The 18,446-nt window shown below is 52.1% G+C and carries 15 protein-coding genes and 7 tRNA genes; 21 read left to right on the top strand and 1 reads right to left on the bottom strand.

Annotation, left to right across the window (positions count from 1 at the left end):
* Nucleotides 1-33 precede the first annotated feature (33 nt).
* The 11 genes from nagA to AAIG39_RS00370 all read left to right on the top strand — a co-directional run bounded on the left by nagA (nucleotide 34) and on the right by AAIG39_RS00370 (nucleotide 6,478).
* Nucleotides 34-1,182 (top strand): N-acetylglucosamine-6-phosphate deacetylase, encoded by a 1,149-nt coding sequence (gene nagA / locus AAIG39_RS00320; protein WP_343192939.1) that lies wholly within the window; start codon nucleotides 34-36, stop codon nucleotides 1,180-1,182.
* A gap of 9 nt (nucleotides 1,183-1,191) precedes the next feature.
* Nucleotides 1,192-2,412: a DNA-binding transcriptional regulator NagC gene (gene nagC, locus AAIG39_RS00325; protein ID WP_090081962.1), complete on the top strand. Its 1,221-nt coding sequence runs from the start codon at nucleotides 1,192-1,194 to the stop codon at nucleotides 2,410-2,412.
* A gap of 304 nt (nucleotides 2,413-2,716) precedes the next feature.
* Nucleotides 2,717-3,469, top strand: a complete 753-nt coding sequence (locus tag AAIG39_RS00330) for an HAD-IIA family hydrolase (protein WP_090081965.1) — start codon at nucleotides 2,717-2,719, stop codon at nucleotides 3,467-3,469.
* Between the two features lie 285 nt (nucleotides 3,470-3,754).
* Nucleotides 3,755-5,419 (top strand): asparagine synthase B, encoded by a 1,665-nt coding sequence (gene asnB / locus AAIG39_RS00335; protein WP_090081967.1) that lies wholly within the window; start codon nucleotides 3,755-3,757, stop codon nucleotides 5,417-5,419.
* Between the two features lie 226 nt (nucleotides 5,420-5,645).
* Nucleotides 5,646-5,722, top strand: a tRNA-Met gene (locus AAIG39_RS00340).
* A gap of 8 nt (nucleotides 5,723-5,730) precedes the next feature.
* A tRNA-Leu gene (locus AAIG39_RS00345) sits at nucleotides 5,731-5,815 on the top strand.
* Between the two features lie 101 nt (nucleotides 5,816-5,916).
* Nucleotides 5,917-5,991: transfer RNA gene (locus tag AAIG39_RS00350), tRNA-Gln, on the top strand.
* 34 nt (nucleotides 5,992-6,025) lie between these two features.
* Nucleotides 6,026-6,100: transfer RNA gene (locus tag AAIG39_RS00355), tRNA-Gln, on the top strand.
* Between the two features lie 27 nt (nucleotides 6,101-6,127).
* Nucleotides 6,128-6,204: transfer RNA gene (locus tag AAIG39_RS00360), tRNA-Met, on the top strand.
* Nucleotides 6,205-6,253: 49 nt separating this feature from the next.
* Nucleotides 6,254-6,328: transfer RNA gene (locus AAIG39_RS00365), tRNA-Gln, on the top strand.
* Nucleotides 6,329-6,404: 76 nt separating this feature from the next.
* Nucleotides 6,405-6,478: transfer RNA gene (locus AAIG39_RS00370), tRNA-Gln, on the top strand.
* Between the two features lie 87 nt (nucleotides 6,479-6,565).
* Here the strand turns inward: AAIG39_RS00370 and ubiF are convergent.
* A complete protein-coding gene (gene ubiF, locus AAIG39_RS00375; RefSeq protein WP_343192940.1) occupies nucleotides 6,566-7,741 on the bottom strand; it encodes a 3-demethoxyubiquinol 3-hydroxylase in 1,176 nt (391 codons plus the stop codon).
* A 146-nt stretch (nucleotides 7,742-7,887) separates the two neighbouring features.
* On the opposite strand from ubiF, the gene miaB reads away from it, so the two are divergent.
* The 10 genes from miaB to rihA all read left to right on the top strand — a co-directional run bounded on the left by miaB (nucleotide 7,888) and on the right by rihA (nucleotide 18,400).
* The gene (gene miaB / locus AAIG39_RS00380) at nucleotides 7,888-9,312 is read left to right on the top strand and encodes a tRNA (N6-isopentenyl adenosine(37)-C2)-methylthiotransferase MiaB (protein WP_090081971.1); all 1,425 of its coding nucleotides are present in this window, start codon (nucleotides 7,888-7,890) and stop codon (nucleotides 9,310-9,312) included.
* A 267-nt stretch (nucleotides 9,313-9,579) separates the two neighbouring features.
* A complete protein-coding gene (locus AAIG39_RS00385; RefSeq protein ID WP_041852119.1) occupies nucleotides 9,580-10,626 on the top strand; it encodes a PhoH family protein in 1,047 nt (348 codons plus the stop codon).
* Nucleotides 10,623-11,090 carry an rRNA maturation RNase YbeY gene (gene ybeY, locus AAIG39_RS00390; protein ID WP_249568692.1) on the top strand — a complete coding sequence of 156 codons (468 nt, stop codon included), beginning with the start codon at nucleotides 10,623-10,625 and terminating at the stop codon, nucleotides 11,088-11,090. The genes AAIG39_RS00385 and ybeY overlap by 4 nt, the downstream gene beginning before the upstream one ends.
* Before the next feature lie 102 nt (nucleotides 11,091-11,192).
* The gene (corC, locus tag AAIG39_RS00395; RefSeq protein ID WP_041852121.1) at nucleotides 11,193-12,068 is read left to right on the top strand and encodes a CNNM family magnesium/cobalt transport protein CorC; all 876 of its coding nucleotides are present in this window, start codon (nucleotides 11,193-11,195) and stop codon (nucleotides 12,066-12,068) included.
* A gap of 5 nt (nucleotides 12,069-12,073) precedes the next feature.
* Nucleotides 12,074-13,612 carry an apolipoprotein N-acyltransferase gene (gene lnt, locus AAIG39_RS00400; RefSeq protein WP_249568693.1) on the top strand — a complete coding sequence of 513 codons (1,539 nt, stop codon included), beginning with the start codon at nucleotides 12,074-12,076 and terminating at the stop codon, nucleotides 13,610-13,612.
* Nucleotides 13,613-13,977: 365 nt separating this feature from the next.
* A complete protein-coding gene (locus AAIG39_RS00405) occupies nucleotides 13,978-14,916 on the top strand; it encodes an amino acid ABC transporter substrate-binding protein (protein ID WP_047371273.1) in 939 nt (312 codons plus the stop codon).
* A 284-nt stretch (nucleotides 14,917-15,200) separates the two neighbouring features.
* Nucleotides 15,201-15,941: an amino acid ABC transporter permease gene (locus tag AAIG39_RS00410; RefSeq protein WP_041852124.1), complete on the top strand. Its 741-nt coding sequence runs from the start codon at nucleotides 15,201-15,203 to the stop codon at nucleotides 15,939-15,941.
* Nucleotides 15,941-16,615 carry a glutamate/aspartate ABC transporter permease GltK gene (gltK, locus tag AAIG39_RS00415; protein WP_090081981.1) on the top strand — a complete coding sequence of 225 codons (675 nt, stop codon included), beginning with the start codon at nucleotides 15,941-15,943 and terminating at the stop codon, nucleotides 16,613-16,615. Before AAIG39_RS00410 ends, gltK begins: the two co-directional genes overlap by 1 nt.
* The gene (locus tag AAIG39_RS00420) at nucleotides 16,615-17,340 is read left to right on the top strand and encodes an amino acid ABC transporter ATP-binding protein (RefSeq protein WP_090081983.1); all 726 of its coding nucleotides are present in this window, start codon (nucleotides 16,615-16,617) and stop codon (nucleotides 17,338-17,340) included. Before gltK ends, AAIG39_RS00420 begins: the two co-directional genes overlap by 1 nt.
* A 118-nt stretch (nucleotides 17,341-17,458) precedes the next feature.
* Nucleotides 17,459-18,400, top strand: coding sequence for a pyrimidine-specific ribonucleoside hydrolase RihA (gene rihA, locus AAIG39_RS00425; protein WP_090081986.1), 942 nt, complete (start codon nucleotides 17,459-17,461; stop codon nucleotides 18,398-18,400).
* Nucleotides 18,401-18,446 lie beyond the last annotated feature (46 nt).

Raw genomic sequence — 18,446 nt, forward strand, 5'->3', positions numbered from 1 at the left:
GGAACGACACCCATTTGTTAACCGGGGGTCGTTATGTATGCTTTAACCCATTGCCGGATTTTCACCGGCCATGAAATTCTGGATGACCACGCGCTGATTGTCGCGGATGGCCTGATTGACCGTCTCTGCCCACTGGCTGAGTTGCCACCCACTATCGAACAGCGTGATCTCAATGGCGCAACGCTGGCCCCCGGCTTTATTGACGTACAACTCAATGGTTGCGGCGGTGTGCAGTTCAACGACACCCCTGAAGCCGTGAGCGTTGAAACGCTGGAAATCATGCAGCGTGCCAATGAGAAATCAGGCTGCACAAGCTTCCTGCCAACGCTTATCACCAGCAGCGATGACCTGATGAAACAGGGCATTCAGGTGATGCGTGATTACCTGGCAAAATATTCTCATCAGGCGCTTGGTCTTCACCTCGAAGGTCCGTGGCTGAATATCGTTAAAAAAGGTACGCACAATCCGAAATTTGTGCGCAAACCGGATGCCGAACTGGTCGATTACCTCTGCGCCAATGCAGACGTCATCAGCAAAGTGACGCTGGCGCCTGAAATGGCCGGAGCTGAGGTTATCAGTAAGCTGGCTGCTGCGGGAATTGTGGTTTCCGCAGGCCACTCAAACGCGACATTAAAAGAAGCGAAGTCCGGTTTCCGCGCAGGTATTACGTTCGCGACGCATTTATATAATGCGATGCCATATATCACCGGACGTGAGCCGGGGCTGGCGGGCGCGGTTCTGGATGATGCGGATATCTATTGCGGGATCATTGCAGATGGGCTGCATGTCGATTACGTTAATGTCCGTAACGCAAAACGCCTGAAAGGCGACAAACTCTGTTTAGTAACCGATGCAACGGCGCCAGCAGGGGCAGATATTGACCAGTTCATTTTTGCTGGTAAAACAATATACTACCGTAATGGACTGTGTGTGGATGAAAACGGTACGTTGAGCGGCTCCTCCCTGACAATGATTGAAGGGGTTCGGAACCTGGTTGAGCATGTGGGTATTGCACTGGATGAAGTACTGCGCATGGCAACACTGTACCCGGCTCGCGCGATAGGCGTCGATGGGCAGCTCGGCAGCATTGCCCCGGGTAAGATCGCTAACCTGACCGCCTTCACGCACGATTATAAAATAATCAAGACCATCGTTAATGGTAACGAGGTCGTCACCGAGTAAATAAAAGGTATGACAGCAGGCGGACAAGCTCAGATTGGTAACGTTGATCTCGTTAAACAACTTAACAGTGCGGCGGTTTACCGCCTGATTGATCAACTTGGCCCTATTTCGCGTATTCAAATTGCCGAGCAGAGCCAGCTTGCGCCCGCCAGCGTGACAAAAATCACGCGTCAGCTTATTGAACGCGGTCTGATCAAAGAAGTCGATCAGCAGGCCTCCACCGGGGGCCGCCGCGCTATCTCTATCATTACCGAAACCCGTAATTTTCAGGCTATTGGTGTGCGTCTGGGACGTTCCGACACCACCCTCACCCTTTATGATCTGAGCAGCAAGGTGCTGGCAGAAGAGCATTATCCTCTCCCGGAGCGGACGCAGGAAACCCTGGAACACGCATTGCTGAACACTATCAGCGCCTTTATCGAAAATACTCAGCGTAAGATTCGCGAACTGATCGCCATTTCGGTCATTTTGCCGGGTCTTGTCGACCCGGAAAGCGGCGTTATTCGCTACATGCCACATATCCAGGTGGAAAACTGGGGGCTGGTTGACGCGCTGGAAAAACGTTTCAAATTAACCTGTTTTGTCGGTCATGATATCCGCAGTCTGGCCCTTGCTGAGCACTACTTTGGGGCAAGTCAGGACTGTGAGGACTCCATTCTGGTGCGCGTTCATCGTGGAACCGGGGCAGGAATCATCTCTAACGGGCGAATTTTCATCGGCCGCAACGGTAACGTGGGTGAAATTGGCCACATTCAGGTAGAGCCGCTCGGCGAGCGATGTCATTGCGGTAACTTTGGCTGCCTGGAAACCATCGCCGCCAATGCCGCCATTGAACAACGCGTACGTCATCTGCTGGAACAGGGCTACCAAAGCCGCGTAACGCTGGATGACTGCACGATCAAAAATATCTGTAAAGCCGCAAATAAAGGCGACGCGCTGGCATGCGAAGTGGTTGAGTATGTTGGTCGCCATCTGGGCAAAACCATCGCCATCGCCATTAACCTCTTCAATCCACAGAAAATAGTCATCGCCGGGGAGATTGTTGAAGCGGAAAAAGTGTTGCTGCCTGCCATTGAAGGCTGCATTAACACCCAGTCGCTCAAAGCATTCCGCAAAAATCTTCCGGTGGTGCGTTCCACCCTCGATCATCGCTCAGCGATTGGCGCTTTCGCACTGGTGAAACGCGCTATGCTGAACGGCATGTTGCTGCAACGTTTGCTGGAAAGCTGACAGGGTTTAGATACTCTAGATAATCCGCATTGCAGGACAAAACGGTTGACCGTTTTGAACAGCTCTTGCGCTGGTCCGAAGGGGTGAGGTCGCAGGCCGAACCATACGGCAGGCACCTGACAAACTTGTCATGAACGAATTTGAACAGCTTAAGGCAATCTTCGCTGAGGGGCACAGATGTCCCTCAACCGCCCTCCAGCAGCTTACCGGGGTAAGTGACCCGCGAAAGCAAACACAGCCAATGCATATGCAATTTGAAGTATGATGGGTATAGTTACTGATTCTCTTTTTAACCGGGTAGTCCATGACCATTCAGAACGTAATCTGTGATATTGACGGCGTGTTAATGCACGATAACGTCGCCGTGCCAGGTGCTGCAGAGTTTATTAACCGAATCCTGGAAAAGGGGATGCCGCTGGTGCTGCTCACCAACTACCCTTCCCAGACAGGGCAGGATTTGGCTAACCGCTTTGCCTCAGCCGGTATAGATGCACCAGCCAGCGTTTTTTATACCTCTGCGATGGCGACAGCAGACTTCCTTAAACGCCAGGAAGGGAAAAAAGCCTATGTTGTCGGTGAAGGCGCATTGATTCACGAACTCTATAAAGCCGGGTTTACCATTACGGATATCAACCCGGATTTTGTTATCGTGGGCGAAACGCGCTCGTACAACTGGGAAATGATGCATAAGGCAGCTTTTTTTGTCGCCAACGGTGCACGTTTCATTGCCACCAATCCGGACACGCACGGACGCGGCTACTATCCTGGTTGCGGCGCGCTGTGCGCCGGTATTGAAAAAATCTCTGGTCGAGAGCCGTTCTATGTCGGCAAACCGAGCCCGTGGATTATCCGTGCCGCGCTCAATACTATGCAGGCGCACTCCGAGCAGACGGTGATTGTCGGCGACAATTTGCGTACCGATATCCTTGCAGGCTTTCAGGCGGGTCTGGAGACGATTCTGGTGCTCTCTGGCGTATCTACGCTGGATGATATTGACAGTATGCCATTCCGTCCTTCATGGATTTACCCTTCGGTGGCTGAAATCGACATTTTTTAAACTAAACCACGTCCCAGGACGTGGTTTTTCATTTTCCGCACTAACAAAAAACAGACCAATTAATAAACCCCCCTAAAAATTGAAAATTCAACAATAACACAGCTCAATTCATGTGCTTTTTTCAGCATTCGATAATCGTCATTGCGCTTTTTACTTTCGAGGCGGTAAAACGCTTGCGCACATCACACCTTTGCGGCATTTTCTTAAACAAGCAATAAGACAACGCGATGACGCGGCGTCTGCACTCACACAACACTGCATTGCCTTAAAGTAACGGAGAAGTCTATGTGTTCTATTTTTGGCGTACTGGATATTAAAACTGACGCGGTTGAGCTGCGTAAAAAAGCGCTCGAATTATCCCGCCTGATGCGCCACCGCGGCCCGGACTGGTCTGGCGTTTATGCCAGCGATAAAGCGATTCTTGCCCATGAACGTCTGTCTATTGTCGACGTCAATGCGGGTGCCCAGCCGCTGTACAACGAGAAAAAAACACATGCGCTGGCCGTCAATGGCGAAATCTACAACCACCAGGCGCTGCGTGCAGAATATGGTGATCGCTACCAGTTCCAGACCGGCTCGGACTGCGAGGTTATCCTCGCGCTGTATCAGGAAAAAGGGCCAGAATTCCTGGACGATCTGCAAGGTATGTTTGCATTTGCCCTGTATGACAGCGAAAAAGACGCGTATCTGATCGGTCGTGACCATATCGGCATTATCCCGCTGTATATGGGCCACGATGAGCACGGTAACTTTTATGTCGCTTCCGAAATGAAAGCGCTGGTTCCCGTATGCCGTACCATCAAAGAGTTCCCGGCGGGCAGCTACCTGTGGAGCAAAGACGGTGAAATCCGTTCTTACTATCAGCGTGACTGGTTCGACTATGACGCAGTGAAAGACAACGTCACTGACAAAAACGAACTGCGTCAGGCGCTGGAAGAGTCCGTGAAAAGCCATCTGATGTCAGATGTGCCGTATGGCGTACTGCTCTCTGGCGGTCTGGACTCCTCTGTTATTTCCGCTATCACCAAAAAATTCGCCGCACGTCGTGTGGAAGATCAGGAGCGCTCTGAGGCCTGGTGGCCGCAGTTACACTCCTTCGCCGTGGGTCTGAAAGGTGCACCGGACCTGAAAGCCGCGCAGGAAGTGGCAAACCATCTGGGTACGGTTCACCACGAAATCCACTTTACCGTGCAGGAAGGTCTGGACGCAATTCGCGACGTGATTTATCACATCGAAACCTACGATGTGACCACTATTCGTGCCTCTACACCAATGTATCTGATGTCCCGTAAAATCAAAGCAATGGGTATCAAGATGGTGTTGTCCGGTGAAGGTTCTGACGAAGTGTTTGGCGGCTACCTCTATTTCCATAAAGCGCCGAATGCCAAAGAGCTGCATGAAGAGACTGTACGTAAATTGCAGGCACTGCACATGTTCGACTGCGCGCGTGCTAACAAAGCTATGTCCGCCTGGGGCGTAGAAGCCCGTGTACCGTTCCTGGATAAGAAATTCCTCGATGTTGCGATGCGTATCAACCCGCAGGACAAAATGTGCGGCAACGGCAAAATGGAAAAACATATCCTGCGCGAGTGTTTCGAATCCTATCTGCCGGCAAGCGTTGCATGGCGTCAGAAAGAGCAGTTCTCTGACGGCGTAGGCTACAGCTGGATTGATACGCTAAAAGAAGTGGCGGCGCAGCAGATAAGCGACCAGCAACTGGCGACAGCCAGTTACCGTTTCCCGTACAACACGCCGGGATCGAAAGAAGCCTATCTGTACCGTGAAATTTTTGAAGAATTGTTCCCGGTTCCAAGCGCCGCTGAGTGTGTTCCTGGCGGTCCATCCGTGGCGTGCTCGTCTGCAAAAGCGATTGAGTGGGATGAATCATTCAAATCCATGAACGATCCATCAGGTCGCGCGGTTGGCGTACACCAGGCTGCTTACAAATAAGCGATTGTTATCATTAAAGGCCCTCCGGGGCCTTTTTTATTTCTGCCTGTCTTTTGCTATACAAAATCGATAAATAACCAATAATTGCCGAATTATGCGTCACGCTGTTCGCAACCTAACCAAACAGTCACATTCCGGCAATTTTCGATGAAAAAGGTATTGACGCTGTCAGGCCCAATACGCATAATGCGCCCCGCAACGCCGATAAGGTAACGCGAAAAAAGATGGCTACTTAGCTCAGCTGGTTAGAGCACAGCACTCATAATGCTGGGGTCACAGGTTCGATTCCCGTAGTAGCCACCATCTTTTTTGCGGGAGTGGCGAAATTGGTAGACGCACCAGATTTAGGTTCTGGCGCCGCAAGGTGTGCGAGTTCAAGTCTCGCCTCCCGCACCATTCACCAGTAAGCGTTGCACGAATGGGGTATCTCCAGGCTGTAAGATAGCCATTGAGGCTAGCAGCAAGATAGTCTGAAGTTCTCTGTTCAGAAAATTTGTTGGGGTATCGCCAAGCGGTAAGGCACCGGTTTTTGATACCGGCATTCCCTGGTTCGAATCCAGGTACCCCAGCCATATTTTTGATGTTTGCGGTTCACCGCGACGGTATTGGGGTATCGCCAAGCGGTAAGGCACCGGTTTTTGATACCGGCATTCCCTGGTTCGAATCCAGGTACCCCAGCCAGTCGGTGACTGGTTTGCAGTAAAATTTGGCTACTTAGCTCAGCTGGTTAGAGCACAGCACTCATAATGCTGGGGTCACAGGTTCGATTCCCGTAGTAGCCACCATATTCAAAGGCTGGTGTTCATAAGAACATTAACCTGAGTAAAAAATTGTTGGGGTATCGCCAAGCGGTAAGGCAGTGGATTCTGATTCCACCATTCCGAGGTTCGAATCCTCGTACCCCAGCCAATTTCAAAAGTCGTTTGCTTTCGGGTAGACGCAGTGGTTGAAGTTTTATGATTAACGCGTAAAATTTCACACCTATTGGGGTATCGCCAAGCGGTAAGGCAGCGGATTCTGATTCCGCCATCCGAGGTTCGAATCCTTGTACCCCAGCCACATAAAAAAGCAAAAAGCTCGCTTAGGCGGGCTTTTTGCTTTTCTGGTTACTGCTAAAATCTCAAACGGCGGTTTCCCGCCGCCGTTTTACAGTCCTAACGCATATTTCAGCGCCTGGCGTTTGAGTACTCCTGCCCGCTCCGCCGCCATCAAACCGATATTACGCAGCACGCGTACCGGGCCCAAATCGTTACTGAACCCGGCATGGAACAAATCCATTCCACTTTGCATAATAAAATTATCTGCCATACGACGTGTCTGATAGCGCTTGAGCACCGAAAGGCTGGCCCAGTCTTCCCTGTGGCTGCGCGCCCTTGTCAGCACATCCAGCAGACAGTCCACATCACGATAGCCGAGGTTCACCCCCTGCCCCGCCAGCGGATGGATGGTATGCGCCGCATCGCCTACCAGCGCAAGTCCTGGACGTACGTATTGCAATGCGTGGCGACGCGCAAGGGGGAATACCCCGGCAGCAACCGGCATAACATGCCCCAGTCGGGACGGAAAATGTGTCGCGATTTCTTTTTGTAACTGCACCATATTTAACGATTGCAACTGACGAATACGGGCAGGCGTGTCGTACCAGACCAGCGATGCCCAGTAATCAAATAACGGCAGGAAAGCATGCGGGCCATTGGGGGTAAAATGCTGCCAGGTGCTCTCTCCTGGCGCGCGCTCACACTCTACGGTGATCAGCATGCAGGATTGCTGATATTGCCAGGCGTGAATACCGATACCGGCACATTGACGTACCCGGGAATTTCCCCCATCAGCACCAACCACCAGCTTCGCCGAAAGCGTTTCGCCATCTTCAAATGTCAGTTCATGGCAATCATCATTCAGGTGCATTGTACTGAGCGCAGCAGGTACACGCAGCGTTACCTGAGGGTGACGCTCCAGCGCTTCCCAAAGCGCACGCTGCAGGACATTGTTTTCCACCATATAGCCAAGCTGCGGCAGCTTCAATTCCTGCGCGTCGAAGATGACATGCGCGTTTTCCCACTCCCAGGTCTCCAGCCGCTCCCACGGATGACAACGCATCGCCAGAACCGCATCCCAGACGCCCAGTTCCCGGAGCAGTGTTACCGAGGAAGTACTAATGGCCGAAATACGCACATCCGGCTGTGCTGTCGCATCAAAGGCGGGCGGCGCCTTTTGTTCAATGACCGTGACACTAAAACCCTGCCGGGCTAACCCCAGCGCCAGCGCCCCACCGACCATTCCGCCGCCGACAACCGCGACGTCAGTAGATTGATTTATCATGGTCCATTATCCTTAAACGAGAATCTCCTAAGTTTACCGGATTTTTTACACCTTGAGTCTGACAAGCGTCATACTGGTCAGCACGCGACCAAAGCATTACAATACGCGCCCTGCATTGGGGCCTTAAACAAAGCATGAGCAAGTCGATGACAAAAAAACTCCACATTAAAACCTGGGGCTGTCAGATGAATGAATACGATTCATCGAAGATGGCCGATCTGCTGGATGCCACTCACGGGTATCAACTCACCGAAGTGGCCGAAGAAGCAGATGTGCTGCTGCTTAACACCTGCTCAATCCGCGAGAAGGCACAAGAGAAAGTCTTCCACCAGTTGGGACGCTGGAAATTATTAAAGGAAAAAAATCCAGACCTGATCATTGGTGTCGGCGGTTGCGTCGCATCTCAGGAAGGCGATCATATTCGCCAGCGTGCCCACTATGTTGACATTATTTTTGGACCGCAAACGCTGCACCGTCTGCCGGAGATGATCAACTCCGTGCGAGGCAACCGTAGCCCGGTCGTGGATATCAGCTTCCCGGAGATCGAGAAATTCGACCGTCTGCCGGAACCGAAAGCCGAAGGCCCGACCGCGTTCGTCTCCATCATGGAAGGCTGCAATAAATACTGCACATACTGCGTCGTGCCCTACACTCGTGGTGAAGAGGTCAGTCGCCCATGCGACGATATCCTGTTTGAAATTGCGCAACTGGCGGCGCAAGGCGTACGTGAAGTTAATTTGCTGGGCCAAAACGTAAACGCCTGGCGCGGAGAGAATTACGACGGAAGCACGGGTTCCTTCGCGGATCTTTTGCGTCTGGTAGCGGCAATTGACGGTATCGACCGTATTCGTTTTACCACCAGCCACCCGATCGAATTCACCGACGATATCATTGATGTCTACCGTGATACGCCGGAGCTGGTCAGCTTCCTGCATCTGCCGGTGCAAAGTGGTTCTGACCGCGTACTGAACCTGATGGGCCGTACGCATACCGCGCTGGAATATAAAGCGATCATCCGCAAACTGCGTGCCGCACGTCCGGATATTCAAATCAGCTCTGATTTCATCGTTGGCTTCCCTGGCGAAACGACTCAGGACTTCGAGCAGACCATGAAGCTGATTGCTGATGTGAATTTCGATATGAGTTACAGCTTTATTTTCTCCGCCCGTCCAGGAACGCCTGCGGCCGATATGGTAGATGACGTACCGGAAGAGGATAAAAAACAGCGTCTGTATATTCTGCAGGAACGTATCAACCAGCAGGCAATGGCCTGGAGCCGCCGGATGATCGGCACGACCCAGCGCATTCTGGTGGAGGGGACTTCCCGTAAGAGCATCATGGAGCTGTCAGGCCGTACCGAAAACAACCGCGTGGTGAACTTCGAAGGCAGGCCAGAGATGATCGGGAAATTCGTCGACGTGGAAATCACCGACGTCTGGACAAACTCTCTGCGCGGGAAAGTGGTGCGTACTGAAGACGAAATGGGGCTGCGCATTGCGGAGTCGCCAGAGTCAGTTATCGCTCGTACCCGTAAAGAGAATGAGATCGGCGTAGGTATCTACCAGCCTTAATCTGCCCGGCTCTATCTGTTCACGTCGCGCAAAGACAGCAAGCAGGCGCCCGGTCGCATAGATGACATGCGACCGCGGCGCGCGCAACATCAACGAATCTGCGGCGTGAAGTAGGACCGATCAACCCTTGCATTTCCCCTTCCCGCCCTCATATCCATCGCAATGCTTGCGCCTTTATTCTATGGCGTGAATAATTCTCTGTAAGGCCGACGGCCCCAGCTGTATTAGCCAGGCTCCATTCGGCACTATATGAATAAGAGGAACAGTTTGAACATAGATACCCGTGAAATAACCCTGACACCCGCAGACAATGCTCGCCTGCTTAGCCTGTGTGGACCGTTTGATGACAATATCAAACAGTTAGAACGGCGACTGGGCATCGAGATTAACCGTCGCGATAATCACTTCAAACTCACAGGACGTACCCTTTGCGTAAATGCTGCTGCAGATATTTTACTCAGCCTTTATGTTGATACGGCCCCCATGCGTGGGCAGACTCAGGATATCGAACCGGAACAGATCCATCTGGCTATCAAAGAAGCTCGCGTGCTTGAACAGAGCGCGGAGAGCGTGCCGGAGTATGGAAAAGCGGTCAATATCAAAACCAAACGCGGCGTAATTAAGCCTCGTACGCCAAATCAGGCGCAGTACATCGCCAATATTCTTGATCATGACATCACCTTTGGCGTTGGTCCGGCGGGTACTGGTAAAACTTATCTGGCGGTTGCCGCAGCGGTGGACGCACTGGAACGTCAGGACGTTCGTCGTATTCTGTTGACCCGCCCTGCCGTGGAAGCCGGGGAGAAACTGGGCTTCCTGCCGGGAGATTTAAGCCAGAAAGTGGATCCCTACCTGCGTCCGCTCTATGACGCGCTGTTTGAGATGCTCGGCTTTGAAAAAGTTGAGAAGCTGATTGAGCGTAATGTTATTGAAGTCGCACCGCTGGCCTATATGCGCGGTCGTACGCTGAATGACGCTTTTATCATTCTTGATGAAAGCCAGAACACTACCATCGAACAGATGAAGATGTTCCTGACCCGTATTGGCTTTAATTCCAAAGCGGTCATCACTGGCGACGTGACGCAGATTGACCTGCCACGCAACGTTAAATCCGGCCTTCGCCATGCCATTGAAGTACTGGCGGAAGTCGAAGAAATCAGCTTTAACTTTTTCCATAGCGAAGACGTTGTCCGTCATCCTGTTGTCGCACGCATCGTGAATGCTTACGAAGCCTGGGAAGAGGCGGATCAAAAACGCCGTGCGGAACAGGCAGCCGAGCGCAAACGCGAGGCCCAGGAGCAGGAGCAAAAATGAGTCAGGTGATCCTCGATTTACAGCTGGCATGTGAAGAGAACGGCGGTTTGCCGGAAGAGACACAGTTTCAGCGCTGGCTGGACGCGGTCATTCCGCAGTTCCAGGAAGAAGCGGAAGTGACCATCCGTCTGGTGGATGAGGCGGAAAGTCATGAGTTAAACCTGACCTACCGCGGGAAAGATAAGCCTACGAATGTACTCTCTTTCCCGTTTGAAGCACCGCCGGGCATCGAAATGCCGCTGCTGGGCGATCTGATCATTTGCCGCCAGGTGGTTGAACAGGAAGCCAAAGAACAGGGCAAACCGCTTGATGCGCACTGGGCGCATATGGTGATTCACGGCAGTCTGCATCTGCTGGGCTACGACCATATTGAAGATGACGAAGCCGAAGAAATGGAAGGACTCGAAACAGAGATAATGCTTGCTCTGGGTTATGAGGATCCGTACATTTCCGAGAAGGAGTAGTCTGTGCGGCAACCTATTGCCGTGCTGACAGAAAATGCTGCCAGGCGCTGAGTTTGCGCGTCCTGGCGACAGAACCACTAACATGAGAACCCATACGACGCCATGAGCGACGACAATTCACACAGTAGCGACATTAACAACAAGAAGGGATTCTTCTCCCTTTTACTCAGCCAACTTTTTCACGGCGAACCCAAAAACCGTGATGAGTTACTGGAGCTGATCCGTGATTCCGGGCAGAACGAGCTTATCGATCAGGATACGCGCGAAATGCTCGAAGGGGTAATGGACATCGCCGACCAGCGCGTTCGCGATATCATGATCCCCCGTTCGCAAATGATTACCCTCAAACGCAACCAAAGCCTTGATGAATGTCTTGACGTTATCATTGAGTCCGCACACTCGCGTTTTCCGGTGATCAGCGAAGATAAGGATCACATTGAAGGGATTTTGATGGCCAAAGACCTGCTGCCGTTTATGCGCAGCGATGCCGAAGCCTTCAGTATGGAAAAAGTGCTACGTCAGGCTGTAGTGGTTCCGGAAAGCAAACGGGTTGACCGGATGCTCAAAGAGTTTCGCTCCCAGCGATACCACATGGCTATCGTGATTGACGAATTTGGCGGCGTCTCGGGTCTCGTTACTATCGAAGATATTCTCGAACTGATCGTCGGCGAAATCGAAGATGAATATGACGACGAAGAAGATATCGATTTCCGCCAGCTCAGTCGTCATACATGGACCGTGCGCGCCCTTGCGTCTATCGAAGATTTCAACGAAACCTTCGGCACTCATTTTAGCGATGACGAAGTCGATACGATTGGCGGACTGGTTATGCAGGCCTTCGGGCACCTGCCTGCGCGTGGGGAATCCATTGATATTGATGGTTACCAATTTAAAGTCGCCATGGCGGACAGTCGACGTATTATTCAGGTTCATGTAAGAATGCCGGACGATTCCCCCGTTCCGAAATTGGATGAGTAATTTAAATGGCATTTGCCCCACTGTTTGAACGCCAGCGCGTACGTCTACTGCTGGCGCTACTCTTCGGAGCCAGCGGAACGCTGGCTTTTTCTCCTTATGATATCTGGCCTGCCGCGATTGTCTCCCTTATAGGGCTGCAGGCGCTTACGCTCAACCGGCGCCCTGTACAAGCCGCCTGGATAGGTTACTTCTGGGGACTCGGTCTGTTTGGCTCCGGCATTCACTGGGTGTACGTCAGCATCGCACAATTCGGTGGGATGCCCGGCCCGGTCAACGTTTTCCTTGTGGTTCTGCTTGCGGCCTATCTTTCGCTCTATACCGGGCTGTTCGCCGGAGTGCTTTCCCGGCTGTGGCCCAAAACGACCTGGCTACGCGTGGCAGTTGCGGCACCGGTTATCTGGCAACTGAGTGAATTTTTGCGCGGCTGGGTACTGACAGGTTTTCCATGGTTGCAGTTTGGCTACAGCCAGATTGACGGGCCGCTAAAAGGGCTGGCGCCCATATTAGGCGTTGATGCCATTACTTTCCTGTTAATGTCGGTAAGCGGTTTGCTGGTCCTCGCGGCGGTGAAACGCTGTTGGCGTCCTTGCATCGTGGCGCTGGTGCTCTTTGCTCTGCCCTTCCCGCTGCGCTATATACAGTGGTATCAGTTGCTGCCGGAAAGAACGACGCAGGTTTCGCTGGTACAAGGCAATATCCCGCAGGCGCTCAAGTGGGATGAAGGCCAGTTACTGGATACGCTGAAAATCTACCTCAATGCCAGCCAGCCAGAGTTAGGCAAATCACAGCTCATCATTTGGCCGGAATCTGCCATTTCCGACCTCGAAATCAACCAACAACCCTTCCTGGGCATGATGGATGATTTGATGCGCAAGAATGACAGTACGCTTATCACCGGGATTGTGGATGCGCGTCTAAATCAGCAGAACCGTTACGACACCTACAACACCATCATCACTCTTGGAAAAGACAGCGCCTATAGCTACAGTTCTGTCGACCGCTACAACAAAAATCATCTGGTGCCATTTGGTGAGTTTGTCCCGCTGGAATCTATCCTGCGACCGTTGGCTCCGTTCTTTGACCTGCCGATGTCTTCATTCAGTCGCGGGCCATATATTCAGCCTCCGCTGTCTGCACACGGTTACAGACTGACGCCGGCTATCTGTTACGAAATCATCCTCGGCGAGCAGGTGCGCGATAACTTCCGTCCGGACACGGATTTCCTGCTGACCATCTCGAATGATGCCTGGTTTGGCAAATCGATCGGCCCGTGGCAACATTTCCAGATGGCGCGGATGCGTTCGCTGGAACTGGCGCGCCCGCTGCTGCGCAGCACCAATAACGGCATTACGGCGGTGATTGGGCCAACCGGCGAGATCCAGGCAATGATCCCGCAATTCACCCGACAAGTACTGACCGCCAAAGTCACCCCGACCTCCGGGCTTACGCCTTATGCCCGCATGGGTAACTGGCCTCTGTGGGTTCTGAGTGCGCTGCTCGGTTTTGGCGCGCTGATCATGAGCCTAAGGGAACGCCGTAAGTAGTAATACTTCCTGAGCCCTCTTTCGCATGAGAGAGGGCGCTTTCGTCATCTTTCCCTCAAATGCCATTTCTGGCACATCAATTGCAAAACAAACTCAGGTAACGGCGATTTTCCCCGCTGTGCGAATAGTGCGCACTATGATGGATCGCATATAGCACCAAAGTAGTGCAATGGGAGATTTTTGCCTTCAAACGGTGCGGTACACTTCGCAAAAACAAACAATACCGCAGCAAAATCTTTACATTAAGCCAAACTAAATGCTAACAAACGCATACAAAACTGCACGCATTTGCAGCAGGATATAACAAACACAACACTCACCATGGGTATCAATGCGTCACTGGCGCGACGATAAAGGAGTTGGATATGCAATTACGTAAACTGGCCACAGCAATGCTGGTTATGGGAATGTCTGCTGGTCTGGCGCATGCCGCCGATGAGGCTAAACCTGCCGACGCGGCAGCAGCCCCGGCAGAGGCACAACAGCCCACGCTGGAAAAAATTGCCAAAAACGGCGTGATCGTGGTCGGACACCGTGAATCTTCCGTACCGTTCTCCTATTACGACAACGAACAAAAAGTTGTGGGTTACTCGCAGGACTACTCCAACGCTATCGTTGAAGCAGTGAAGAAAAAACTCAATAAGCCTGACCTGCAAGTCAAATTGATTCCAATTACCTCACAAAACCGTATTCCGCTGCTGCAAAACGGCACCTTCGATTTTGAATGCGGTTCGACCACCAACAACCTGGAACGTCAGAAGCAGGCCGCTTTCTCTGACACTATCTTTGTGGTAGGTACGCGTCTGTTGGTCAAAAAAGGTGGGGATATTAAAGATTTCCCGGATCTGAAAGGCAAAGCGGTGGTCGTGACCTCCGGTACCACCTCTGAGATCCTGCTGCACAAACTGAATGACGAACAGAAAATGGACATGCGCATCATCAGTGCGAAAGACCATGGCGACTCTTTCCGTACTCTGGAAAGCGGTCGTGCAGTGGCCTTTATGATGGATGACGCCCTGCTGGCAGGTGAACGTGCGAAAGCGAAGAAAGCGGATAACTGGGATATCGTGGGCAAACCGCAATCCCAGGAAGCTTACGGCTGCATGCTGCGCAAAGGCGATACTGAGTTCAAAAAGTTGATGGATGACACCATCGCGCAGGCGCAAACCTCGGGTCAGGCAGAAAAATGGTTTGATAAATGGTTCAAAAACCCTATTCCGCCGAAAAACCTGAACCTCAATTTCGCCCTCTCTGACGAGATGAAAGCACTGTTCAAAGAACCGAATGATAAGGCTCTGAACTAATTAACAAAAAGAATACACGCATCCATTTATGTTGTCTTCGGGCTGCGACTCAGCGTTTCCCCAAAGGCGCCAGAATATCAGGGTCGGGGTACGTCAAAGCAGCCCACGCAAAGCGGCATTGTGGATAAAGTGTAGTCAGGGGCGGGATATCCAGCCCTCTCGATTGTTGAAGTAGCACGGACAGACTATACGTTGAATGGTCGTTCCCCATTCGACGCGAACACAAGCTCTTCGCACAATCTTCGAGGGTAGCGCTGCTACCCTTTTTTTTCCGGAGTAGATTTATGTCCATAGACTGGAACTGGGGAATTTTCCTGCAACAAGCCCCGTTCGGCAACACAACCTATCTTGGCTGGCTGTGGAGCGGTTTTCAGGTCACGATCGCGCTGTCGATCACTGCCTGGATCATCGCTTTCCTGGTTGGCTCCCTGTTTGGTATTCTGCGGACCGTTCCCAATCGTATCCTGTCCGGTATCGGCACTTGCTACGTAGAGCTGTTCCGTAACGTCCCGCTGATCGTGCAATTCTTTACCTGGTATCTGGTGGTACCGGAACTGCTGCCGGAAAATATCGGCATGTGGTTCAAATCCGAGCTGGATCCCAACATTCAGTTCTTTGTCTCTTCGATGGTCTGCCTTGGCTTATTCACCGCAGCACGCGTCTGCGAGCAGGTTCGTGCGGCAATTCAGTCGTTACCTCGCGGGCAGAAAAACGCGGGACTCGCCATGGGGCTGACGCTGCCGCAAACGTACCGGTATGTCCTGTTGCCGAATGCTTATCGCGTCATCGTCCCTCCGATGACCTCGGAGATGATGAACCTCGTAAAAAACTCCGCCATCGCATCCACTATCGGGTTAGTGGATATGGCGGCACAGGCCGGTAAGCTGCTGGACTACTCAGCACACGCCTGGGAGTCGTTTACCGCTATTACCGTCGCGTATGTATTAATTAACGCCTTCATTATGTTGGTGATGAATCTGGTAGAACGCAAAATTCGCCTGCCGGGCAATATGGGGGGCAAATAATGTACGAGTTTGACTGGAGTTCAATCATCCCTTCCATTCCTTATCTGCTGGCAGGGCTGGTTATAACATTAAAGATTACCGTAACGGCCATTATCGTCGGGATTGTCTGGGGGACTCTGCTGGCGGTAATGCGCTTGTCCAGCTTTACCCCTATTGCCTGGTTTGCAAAGGCCTATGTGAACGTATTCCGTTCCATTCCCCTGGTGATGGTGCTGCTGTGGTTCTATTTGATTGTGCCGGGACTGCTGCAGAATGTGCTGGGCCTGTCGCCAAAATCGGATATTCGTCTGATATCGGCAATGGTGGCGTTTTCTATGTTCGAGGCCGCCTACTATTCTGAGATTATCCGTGCCGGTATTCAGAGTATTTCGCGTGGACAGTCAAGCGCGGCGCTGGCGCTGGGGATGACCCACTGGCAATCAATGAAATTGATCATTCTGCCTCAGGCATTCCGGGCGATGGTCCCGCTGCTCCTGACCCAGGGGATTGTCCTGTTCCAGGATACCTCACTGGTCTATGTATTGAGCCTCGCGGACTTTTTCCGTACCGCTTCCACCATTGGCGAACGCGACGGGACACAAGTTGAGATGATCCTGTTTGCCGGCGCCGTCTATTTTGCTATTAGCTTGAGTGCATCGTTGTTGGTCAGCTATTTGAAGAAAAGGACAGTTTAATGATTACCCTGAAAAATGTTTCTAAATGGTATGGTCACTTTCAGGTGCTGACCGACTGCTCCACGGAAGTGAAAAAAGGCGAAGTGGTGGTCGTATGCGGTCCATCTGGTTCAGGCAAATCGACCCTGATCAAAACGGTCAATGGCCTTGAACCAGTGCAGAAAGGGGAAATTATCGTCAACGGCACCACCGTTAACGATAAAAAAACCAATCTGGCAAAACTACGCTCTCATGTCGGGATGGTGTTCCAGCATTTCGAACTGTTTCCGCATCTGTCGATTATTGAGAACCTGACGCTGGCGCAGGTCAAAGTGCTTAAGCGCGATAAAAGCGCTGCGCGCGAGAAAGGGCTGAAACTACTGGAGCGCGTTGGCTTGTCTGCCCATGCCAATAAATTTCCGGCGCAACTTTCCGGTGGCCAGCAGCAGCGTGTGGCGATTGCCCGCGCACTGTGTATGGATCCGGTTGCAATGCTGTTTGATGAACCGACATCCGCCCTTGACCCGGAAATGATCAACGAGGTGCTGGATGTTATGGTTGAGCTGGCCAACGAGGGCATGACCATGATGGTGGTCACCCACGAAATGGGCTTTGCCCGTAAAGTGGCGCATCGGGTTATTTTTATGGATGAAGGGAAAATCGTCGAAGACTCGGCGAAAGAAGAGTTTTTCGCCAATCCAAAATCTGAACGCGCGAAAGACTTCCTCGCTAAAATCCTGCATTAATCGATCCGACGCGCATTCCTCAGAATGCGCGTCTCATCACGCTTTGTGGTTTAGCTTCTCGTCTGATTTACAGCAACGTTTTAACCTTGCCGCACAGTTATGTTAACAAGGAGTTGCCATGGTTCAGCCCATCATTCTTGATTGCGATCCTGGTCATGATGACGCAATCGCAATTGTTCTTGCTCTCGCCTCACCCGAACTCGATGTAAAAGCCATCACCTCATCAGCAGGCAACCAGACACCGGAGAAAACCCTGCATAATGTGCTGCGCATGCTCACTCTACTTAACCGTAGCGATATCCCGGTGGCGGGCGGAGCGGTTAAGCCTTTAATGCGCGAACTTATTATCGCCGATAACGTGCATGGAGAAAGCGGCCTGGATGGCCCGACGCTACCGGAGCCCTCTTTCACACCACAGGCGTGTACCGCTGTAGATCTGATGGCGACTGTGCTACGTGACAGCCCGGTTCCTGTCACCCTCGTTTCGACCGGCCCACAGACCAACGTAGCCCTGCTGCTGAACAGCCATCCGGAACTGCACAGCAAAATCAGTCGTATTGTGATTATGGGCGGCGCGATGTCGCTCGGGAACTGGACACCCGCAGCGGAATTTAATATCTATGTCGACCCGGAAGCCGCCGAAATTGTCTTCCAGTCGGGCGTTCCGGTGGTAATGGCTGGCCTGGATGTCACTCATCGGGCGCAAATCCACGCGAATGACATTGAGCGCTTACGTGCCATCGGCAACCCTGTTTCTGGCATTGTGGCTGAACTGCTCGACTTTTTTATGGAGTATCACAAACAGGAAAAATGGGGGTTTGCTGGCGCGCCATTACATGACCCCTGTACTATCGCCTGGCTGCTGAAACCGGACCTCTTCACCACAGTGGAACGCTGGGTGGGGGTAGAAACCCAGGGCAAATATACCCAGGGAATGACGGTGGTCGATTACTATTTCCTGACGGGAAATAAACCGAATGCCACCGTAATGATCGATGTGGATCGCGAAGGGTTTGTGGATTTACTGGCGGAACGCCTGACCTTCTATAGCGCGGCCTGATGCTTTCTCCCTCCCAAGAGAAAGCAAACAAAAACGGTAACCCGAG

This window comes from Phytobacter palmae, assembly GCF_039409775.1.
GTDB lineage: Bacteria > Pseudomonadota > Gammaproteobacteria > Enterobacterales > Enterobacteriaceae > Phytobacter > Phytobacter palmae.

Coding starts and splice junctions, on each gene's coding strand:
- nagA (WP_343192939.1), top strand. CDS start 34: ATGTATGCTTTAACCCATTGCCGGATTTTCACCGGCCATGAAATTCTG.
- nagC (WP_090081962.1), top strand. CDS start 1,192: ATGACAGCAGGCGGACAAGCTCAGATTGGTAACGTTGATCTCGTTAAA.
- AAIG39_RS00330 (WP_090081965.1), top strand. CDS start 2,717: ATGACCATTCAGAACGTAATCTGTGATATTGACGGCGTGTTAATGCAC.
- asnB (WP_090081967.1), top strand. CDS start 3,755: ATGTGTTCTATTTTTGGCGTACTGGATATTAAAACTGACGCGGTTGAG.
- ubiF (WP_343192940.1), bottom strand. CDS start 7,741: ATGATAAATCAATCTACTGACGTCGCGGTTGTCGGCGGCGGAATGGTC.
- miaB (WP_090081971.1), top strand. CDS start 7,888: ATGACAAAAAAACTCCACATTAAAACCTGGGGCTGTCAGATGAATGAA.
- ybeY (WP_249568692.1), top strand. CDS start 10,623: ATGAGTCAGGTGATCCTCGATTTACAGCTGGCATGTGAAGAGAACGGC.
- corC (WP_041852121.1), top strand. CDS start 11,193: ATGAGCGACGACAATTCACACAGTAGCGACATTAACAACAAGAAGGGA.
- lnt (WP_249568693.1), top strand. CDS start 12,074: ATGGCATTTGCCCCACTGTTTGAACGCCAGCGCGTACGTCTACTGCTG.
- AAIG39_RS00405 (WP_047371273.1), top strand. CDS start 13,978: ATGCAATTACGTAAACTGGCCACAGCAATGCTGGTTATGGGAATGTCT.
- AAIG39_RS00410 (WP_041852124.1), top strand. CDS start 15,201: ATGTCCATAGACTGGAACTGGGGAATTTTCCTGCAACAAGCCCCGTTC.
- gltK (WP_090081981.1), top strand. CDS start 15,941: ATGTACGAGTTTGACTGGAGTTCAATCATCCCTTCCATTCCTTATCTG.
- AAIG39_RS00420 (WP_090081983.1), top strand. CDS start 16,615: ATGATTACCCTGAAAAATGTTTCTAAATGGTATGGTCACTTTCAGGTG.
- rihA (WP_090081986.1), top strand. CDS start 17,459: ATGGTTCAGCCCATCATTCTTGATTGCGATCCTGGTCATGATGACGCA.